Consider the following 4,023-nt stretch of genomic DNA (forward strand, 5'->3'; position numbering starts at 1 on the left):
GAGGGAGATCTACGCCTTGCAGGCGGACGTGCAGCCGGGCAACTCCGGTGGCCCGCTGCTGGATGCCGCTGGCGACGTCGTCGGCGTGGTCTTCGCCCGCGGCGCCGACGGCGACGGGCGTGGCTACGCGACCACGACGAACGTGCTGCGCCCGGAGCTCGAACGGGTAACGACCGACTCGCCGACCGTCGCGTCGGGGCGCTGCACCCGATAGTCGCTCGTGCCCGTCGAGCCAGGCGCTATGCTGACAGGGCAACTGAAGACAGGCCGCATGACGTGTGCGGGAGAGCCCCGGCATCCAGTGTTTTACGAGGATCCGGGCACCGAAGGAGCAAGCCTCCCCGCCAATCTCTCAGGTCCGCGTACCGCTCGCGTCCGGCCGCTCTGGAAAGTGATCCCGCAGTTGGGGATCCGCCGACGGTGAAAGCCGGTTCCGCGCATGCGGGTCCGGCGAAACTCTCAGGCCGATGACAGAGGGGGAGTTCCCGGCTGCCGGTCCCGGCATCCGCCCGCCCGATGTCCCGGGGAGAACTCATGCCAGATCTTCGCACCACCGCCCTCGCCGATCGCCATGCTGCCCTCGGCGCCTCGTTCACCGACTTCGGCGGCTGGAACATGCCGGTGCGCTACACCTCGGATCTCGCCGAGCATCACGCTGTGCGCACCGCCGCCGGCCTGTTCGACATCTCGCACATGGCGGAGTTTCTTGTGACGGGTTCGGGAGCCGCGGCCTTCCTCGACTATGCGCTCGCCGGACGGATCTCGACCATGAAGATCGGCAAGGCGAAGTACTCGCTGCTGCTGGATGAGACCGGCGGGGTGATCGACGACGTCATCGTCTACCGCACCGGCGACGATGACTTCCTGGTGATCTCCAACGCCGGCAACCGTGCGCTCGTCGCGGAGGCGTTCGTTGCACGGGCCGCATACACGCCCGCCGTCGTCGAGGACATCTCCGACCAGATGTCCCTCATCGCCGTGCAGGGTCCGCGCGCGCGAGAGATCGTGGAGGCGACGGTCGGTGTCACGGACGTGGCGCCCGCCCTCGCCGACCTCGGCTACTACGCCTGGTCGCAGGGCCGGTTCCAAGACGAGAAGCTCTTCATCGCCCGCACCGGGTACACGGGCGAGGACGGCTTCGAACTGATGGTGCCGAACGCGCTCGCCCCCGCACTCTGGGACGCCTTGCTCGCGGCGGGGGAGCCGCTCGGGCTCGTCCCCGCGGGACTCGCCGCCCGCGACACGCTCCGGTTGGAGGCGGGCATGCCGCTGCACGGCCACGAACTGTCGACCGCGATCCGACCCGCTCAGGCGGGGCTCGGACGCGTCGTCTCCGCCGACAAGGGCGAGTTCGTCGGCAAGGAGGCCGTCGTCACGGCATCCACTGATCTGCCCGTGCTCGTCGGTCTCGTCGCCGAGGGGCGTCGCGCCGGCCGCGCGGGGTACGCCGTCATGGATGCCGACGGCACCTCGGTCGGTGAGATCACGAGCGGGGCACTGAGCCCGACGCTCGGACACCCCATCGCCATGGCCTTTGTCCCGCCGGCTCTCGCCGAGCCCGGCACCTCGCTCTTCATCGACGTGCGGGGCACTCTCATCCCCGCGACAGTGACCGCCCTGCCTTTCTACCGGAGGACCGCATGACCGACCTGACCGCTCTCAAGTACACCGAAGAACACGAGTGGGTCGCCCTCGCGGGCGACGTCGCCACCGTCGGGATCACGGACTACGCCGCCGAAAAGCTCGGCGACGTCGTCTATGTCGACCTGCCCGCGGTGGGCTCCACCGTCACCGCGAACACGGTGTGCGGCGAGATCGAGTCCACGAAGTCGGTCGGTGAGCTCTACGCGCCGCTGTCCGGCGAGATCGTCGCCGTCAACGACGCCGTCGTGGACGACCCGTCTCTCGTCAACAGCGGCGCGTTCGAGGGAGGATGGCTCGTGAAGATCCAGGTCGACCCGGCCGATGTCGACGGCCTCCTGGATCGGACCGCCTACGTCGCACTCACGGGCGGCGAGGAGTGAACACGGCCCCCTTCCGCGATCGGCACATCGGCACGGACGCCTCCGCCCAGGCGCAGATGCTCAACGTGCTCGGCTACGAGAGCGTGAATGCCCTCGTCGAGCGGGCGGTCCCGGCATCCATCAACGCCGCGCCCGTCGTGGACGGTGCGATCCCTTTCGCTGCCACTGAGGCCGAGGCGCTCGCAGAACTGCGCGAGCTCGCCTCGCAGAACCGGCCCGCGCGCGCCATGATCGGGCTCGGCTACTACGACACGCTCACGCCGTCCGTCATCGCGCGCAACGTCTTCGAGAACCCCTCCTGGTACACGGCCTACACCCCTTACCAGCCGGAGATCTCGCAGGGTCGGCTCGAGGCCCTCATCAACTTCCAGACGATGGTCACCGACCTCACCGGTCTCGCCACGGCCAACGCCTCGATGCTCGACGAGGCGACCGCCGTCGTGGAGGGGATGCTCGTCGCCCGCCGCGCCTCGAAGGCGCAGAGCCCCGTGTTCCTCGTGGATGCCGACGCCCTGCCCCAGACGAAGGCCCTGCTCGTTCATCGTGCGGCGGCTCTCGGCATCGAGATCGTCGAGGCCGACCTTGCCGCCGATGGTGTGCCCCTCGACGCGGCAGGCGCGTTCGGCGCCTTCGTGCAGTACCCCGGAGCCTCCGGACGCGTGTGGGACCCGTCCGCCGTGATCGGCGCCGTGCAGGCGCAGGGCGGCCTCGTCGTGGTCGCGGCCGACCTGTTGGCGCTGACGTTGCTGCGCTCGCCGGGCTCGCTCGGCGCCGACATCGCCGTGGGCACCACGCAGCGCTTCGGCGTGCCGATGGGCTTCGGCGGCCCGCACGCCGGGTACATGGCGGTCCGCTCCGGACTCGAACGCCAGCTGCCGGGCCGCCTCGTCGGCGTCTCGGTGGATGCCGAGGGCCGCCCGGCCTACCGCCTCTCGCTGCAGACGCGCGAACAGCACATCCGTCGCGAGAAGGCGACCTCCAACATCTGCACGGCGCAGGTGCTGCTGGCCGTCATGGCCTCGATGTACGCCGTCTACCACGGTCCGCACGGACTGCGTCGCATCGCCGACGAGGTCACCGGCAAGGCGCACCTGCTGCGTGACTGGCTCGTGGAGGCCGGCAACGAGGTGCTGCACGAGGACTTCTTCGACACGCTCGTGGTGGCGGTTCCGGGCCGGGCCGGTGAGGTCGTGGGTGCGGCGCGCGAGCGCGGGTTCCAGCTGTGGTTCCGCGACAGCGACACGGTCGGCATCTCGGTCGACGAGGCCACGACGGTCAGCGAGCTCCATGCGCTCGCCCAGGTTTTCGGAGGACGCGCACAGCGCGCCTTCGGGTGGGCCACCGGAAGCGGTGCCGCGTCGCTGCCGGAGTCGCTGCGGCGCACCGACGAGTTCCTGACGCATCCCGTCTTCCACGCTCACCACTCCGAGACCGCCATGATGCGCTACCTCAAGCAGCTGGCCGACCGGGACTATGCGCTCGATCGCGGCATGATCCCGCTGGGGTCCTGCACGATGAAGCTGAACGCGGCGACCGAGATGGCGGCGGTGTCGTGGCCCGAGTTCTCCCGCGTGCACCCGTTCGCACCGATCGAGGATGTCGCGGGCTACCTGGTGCTCATCGAGCAGCTCGAGTCGTGGCTGGCGGAGATCACCGGGTACGACGCGGTCTCCCTCCAACCCAACGCGGGTTCGCAGGGCGAGCTGGCGGGGCTGCTCGCGATCCGCGGCTACCACCACTCCCGCGGCGATGAGCAGCGCGATGTGTGCCTCATTCCGTCGTCGGCCCACGGCACCAACGCGGCATCCGCCGTGCTCGCCGGCATGCGGGTCGTCGTCGTCGCGTGCGACGAGGCCGGCAACGTCGACCTCGCCGACCTGCGGGCCAAGATCGCCGCGCACGCCGACGCGCTCGCCGCACTGATGATCACGTACCCGTCGACGCACGGCGTGTACGAGCAGGACGTCGTCGACATCACCGCCGCCGTGCACGACGCCGG

The 4,023-nt window shown here is 69.9% G+C and carries 4 protein-coding genes and 2 riboswitches; all 4 genes read left to right on the forward strand.

Annotated elements, in window-relative coordinates; translation table 11 throughout:
• Window positions 1-214, forward strand: a 214-nt coding sequence (locus tag BGN98_RS13575) for a trypsin-like serine protease (protein WP_288121676.1), incomplete at its 5' end; no start/stop codon positions are given.
• 57 nt (window positions 215-271) lie between these two features.
• A riboswitch (glycine riboswitch) is annotated at window positions 272-378 on the forward strand.
• Between the two features lies 1 nt (window position 379).
• Window positions 380-481, forward strand: a riboswitch (glycine riboswitch).
• A gap of 53 nt (window positions 482-534) precedes the next feature.
• The gene (gcvT, locus tag BGN98_RS13580; RefSeq protein WP_288121677.1) at window positions 535-1,644 is read left to right on the forward strand and encodes a glycine cleavage system aminomethyltransferase GcvT; all 1,110 of its coding nucleotides are present in this window, start codon (window positions 535-537) and stop codon (window positions 1,642-1,644) included.
• Window positions 1,641-2,024: a glycine cleavage system protein GcvH gene (gcvH, locus tag BGN98_RS13585; RefSeq protein ID WP_005053723.1), complete on the forward strand. Its 384-nt coding sequence runs from the start codon at window positions 1,641-1,643 to the stop codon at window positions 2,022-2,024. Before gcvT ends, gcvH begins: the two co-directional genes overlap by 4 nt.
• 56 nt (window positions 2,025-2,080) lie before the next feature.
• Window positions 2,081-4,023 (forward strand): aminomethyl-transferring glycine dehydrogenase (locus BGN98_RS13590; RefSeq protein ID WP_288121678.1); only part of this gene is annotated, 1,943 nt, incomplete at its 3' end.

The sequence above is a fragment of the Microbacterium sp. 69-7 genome, from assembly GCF_001897985.1.
In the GTDB taxonomy this organism is placed as follows: Bacteria; Actinomycetota; Actinomycetes; order Actinomycetales; family Microbacteriaceae; genus Microbacterium; species Microbacterium laevaniformans.